The sequence below is a fragment of the Lysinibacillus sp. genome (assembly GCF_032093475.1).
Classification (GTDB): Bacteria; Bacillota; Bacilli; order Bacillales_A; family Planococcaceae; genus Lysinibacillus; species Lysinibacillus irui.
In genome coordinates, this window is record NZ_DAMDAY010000031.1 from 33,010 (window position 1) to 36,266 (window position 3,257).

The following is a 3,257-nucleotide window of genomic DNA, read 5'->3' on the forward strand; positions in this document are numbered from 1 at the left end:
GATGCTAAGACATCCTATTTTACATTAAACGCGCAGCAAAAAAATGGAATATATCCACTTTTATTTGAGGATGCACGAGATGTGTATGTCAATGATGTGTTGAAGGAAGACGTACGTGTTATTCGCTATGAAGGGCAAACGTTGTATACTGCAGATACATTATTACCTGAGCTTGGTTACTCAGCTGAGGAAGGGCAGAATGGTTATTATGTAAATAGTGAGCATCGTACATTCCGCTTCCCTAAAGAGCCAGGATTCTATGTCTTCAATCAACGAAGATATTCGACTATTTCTGAACCAATTATTAAGATTGCTGATCATTATTATGTAGAAGAGGCTTGGTTACAACGTTTATTCTTGGTAGAATTACAAAAGAAAGATGAGCGAATTCAAGTATTAGCACAAGAACAATAATAACTTTTGCAGCGGAGGGCCACTCTTTCGCTGCAAAAATACTTTATATGGATGAAAGTACGGTGATATGCTGTTATGAGAGTTGTAGCAGGAGAACGCAAAGGAATGCCGTTAAAAGCAATAGCTGGAAATACGACAAGACCTACAACAGACAAAGTAAAGGAATCGATTTTTAATATTATCGGTCCGTTTTTTGACGGAGGGATTGCACTTGATTTGTTTGCCGGAAGTGGAGGCTTGGGTATTGAATCATTAAGCCGAGGGGCGGAGCGTGCTATTTTTATTGAAAAAGACGCCAAAGCATTCCAGGTGCTACAAGAAAATATAAAAAAATGTCGCTATGAAGAGGATACAGAGCTCTTTCGAATTGATGCAAAGCGTGCTGTGAAAGCGCTATTAAAACGTGATATTACCTTTAAATTAGTCTTTTTAGATCCTCCTTATCATCAACAGGAATATTATGATTTAGTACAGGTTCTTGTTGACAACGATAAAGTTCAACGAAATGGTATTATTTTATGTGAACATGCAAAAGAGGTACCATTACCTCAGCATTTTGGGGAGTTTGTTTTAACAAGACAAGAAACATATGGCGGAACTATCATTTCGGTTTATCGCTGTAAAGAGGAAGAGGGAGAATAAGTTGTCTGAGAAAATTGCTGTAGTTCCTGGGAGTTTTGACCCTGTCACATTCGGCCATCTAGATATTATCAAGCGTGCGGCAGATGTGTTTGACATTGTATATGTAGCAGTATTAAACAATTCAGCGAAGAATCCGTTGTTTTCCGTAGAGGAACGTATGGCTTTAATGGCTGAAGTTACAAAAACATTACCAAATGTTCGTATAGAAAGTTCTTCGGGCCTTCTTATTGACTATGCCAAGGAAAAAAAGGCGAAAGCAATTGTTCGTGGTTTACGAGCAGTTTCAGATTTTGAATATGAAATGCAAATTACTTCTATGAACCGTTTCCTAGATGAAACCATTGAAACATTTTTTATTATGACGAAGAATCAATATTCCTTCCTAAGTTCTAGTATAGTAAAAGAAGTTGCGAAATACGGTAGCGATGTTAGTGAACTCGTTCCAACATGTGTCGTACAAGCTTTAAAAGAAAAGTATAATTTTGATAAGTAATATTGAGAGGATGTCAAATAAAAAATGACATCCTCTTTTTTCTTTAGTGAAAGCTATCGTTATTTCAGAAAAAATAGAGCATAAATAGTTGGCACAATGATTATGCTAAGGAGGCGGAATTTTATATAAGGTCTTACAGATAGTTTTGCTGATTTTGCGATAACAAAGATTTGTAAGTGAATACTGATACTTTGCATGGTTAATAAAATCACCACTAATAAAGTGATATACGGAAAGTCTGGAAAGGCAGTAACCGTCATTTTAAGGCCATTTGTCACCTCGAGGATAGCTGCAATAGAAAGTTCGACCGTATAAGGTAGTTTTGGTATTAGCTGATCTAAGCCCTCCTGTACGATGGTCTGAATCGTTGTAAAAAAGATGATGGTTGTACCAACTAACAGAATTGTTGGAGCGGTTTCTTTAATACTTTCTGAAAAAGGAGCACTATAGAGTGGTGTGTTGTGTACGGATATACTAGGTGGATCCGTTTTGCGAAATAAGTAATAGCCTGTTACTAAGCAACAAATATTAAAAGTATGTAGTAAACATAAAAACAACCATCCAAACGTATTACTGTTTAGTAAATCAAGGCTTACAAAACCTAGAACGAACAAAGGACTTGGTGCATGACAAACAGCAAGTAAAAAATTTGCTTCTTTTGTGTGTAATTGACCACTATTTTTTAAATATACAATGGTTGTCGCGCCTGTTGGATAGCCACCAAGTGCACTAATAATGTAGGCTTGTACGTATAAAGAGGCTCTTTTTGTTTTTGTTCGCATAGGAGCCGTTAAACGCAGAAGCCATTGTGTTAACACGAGATATGGCAGTAAATATGGAAAAAGTGCTTCCATGAAAAGATTTAAGCCTAAATCAGTACCACTATGAGCGGTTTGTGGGAATAACAAGAGTAAGAGAATGAGAATTACGCAGAGCGCTATTTGAATTGTAGCAAACATGTTATCAACTCGTTTCAACTTTTTGTCATTCACATAGGCAAATGCTAAAATCAATATATGTGAGAATGGCAAAAACATGAACGTATGGTTTTGCAAGCGTCCTAGGAGGTGTTTAGTAGTGAAGAAAAAAATTGGAATTTATGCAGTGTTGTTAGTCGTGATTTGTTTTTTGATGTTATACCGACTAGACGCGTATATTATGAAACCCGGAAGTGCCTATGATGTCAGTAAATTTGTAACTGTCGATAGCAAAGAGGCAGATAGTTTGGGATCATTAAGTTTAATGACTGTCGCGATGCAGCAAGCCACACCGTTTTCGTATTTATGGGCAAAAGTTCAAAAATATCAAAAACTAATGGATATGGAGCAAGTACGAAACCCTTTAGAAGATGATGAGGAATATAATATTCGACAGTTAAAATTAATGTCTGATTCTCAGTTTAATGCGAAATATGTAGCTTTCCAAAGGGCTGGGTTAGAGACAAAGGTGCATTTTAATGGCGTATTTATATTAAATGTGTTAGATGGCGGAGCATCGGACGGTATTTTAAAAGCTGGGGATGAAATTATCGAGGTTGACGGTCAAAAAATAACGAGCCAGCAAATGCTTGTTGACCTTTTAAAGCCTAAGCAGCTTGGAGATAAGGTAACAATTCAATTTAAACGTAATGAAGAACGCAAACAGGAGACCATTACGTTGCAGGAAATCCCTAATACGCAAGAACATAGAGCAGGTTTAGGGATATCTT

At 36.8% G+C, this 3,257-nt stretch carries 4 protein-coding genes and 1 pseudogene; 4 read left to right on the top strand and 1 reads right to left on the bottom strand.

Going from position 1 to position 3,257, the window contains the following annotated elements; all coding sequences use genetic code 11:
* The 3 genes and pseudogenes from RT445_RS09100 to coaD all read left to right on the top strand — a co-directional run.
* A pseudogene (locus RT445_RS09100) lies at window positions 1-414 on the top strand (RNA polymerase II); the annotation flags it as partial.
* Between the two features lie 75 nt (window positions 415-489).
* Window positions 490-1,056 (top strand): 16S rRNA (guanine(966)-N(2))-methyltransferase RsmD, encoded by a 567-nt coding sequence (rsmD, locus tag RT445_RS09105; protein ID WP_312506813.1) that lies wholly within the window; start codon window positions 490-492, stop codon window positions 1,054-1,056.
* A 1-nt stretch (window position 1,057) separates the two neighbouring features.
* Window positions 1,058-1,549 carry a pantetheine-phosphate adenylyltransferase gene (gene coaD, locus RT445_RS09110; RefSeq protein ID WP_274795847.1) on the top strand — a complete coding sequence of 164 codons (492 nt, stop codon included), beginning with the start codon at window positions 1,058-1,060 and terminating at the stop codon, window positions 1,547-1,549.
* A 59-nt stretch (window positions 1,550-1,608) separates the two neighbouring features.
* On the opposite strand, the gene RT445_RS09115 is transcribed toward coaD, so the two are convergent.
* The gene (locus RT445_RS09115) at window positions 1,609-2,508 is read right to left on the bottom strand and encodes a hypothetical protein (RefSeq protein ID WP_312506812.1); all 900 of its coding nucleotides are present in this window, start codon (window positions 2,506-2,508) and stop codon (window positions 1,609-1,611) included.
* A gap of 118 nt (window positions 2,509-2,626) precedes the next feature.
* On the opposite strand from RT445_RS09115, the gene RT445_RS09120 reads away from it, so the two are divergent.
* The coding region (locus tag RT445_RS09120) for a PDZ domain-containing protein (RefSeq protein ID WP_313470440.1) at window positions 2,627-3,257 on the top strand (631 nt) is incomplete at its 3' end.

Bases quoted from the DNA above. Each gene is read 5' to 3' on its own strand.
- RT445_RS09115 (WP_312506812.1), bottom strand. From the start codon at position 2,508: ATGTTTGCTACAATTCAAATAGCGCTCTGCGTAATTCTCATTCTCTTA.
- rsmD (WP_312506813.1), top strand. From the start codon at position 490: ATGAGAGTTGTAGCAGGAGAACGCAAAGGAATGCCGTTAAAAGCAATA.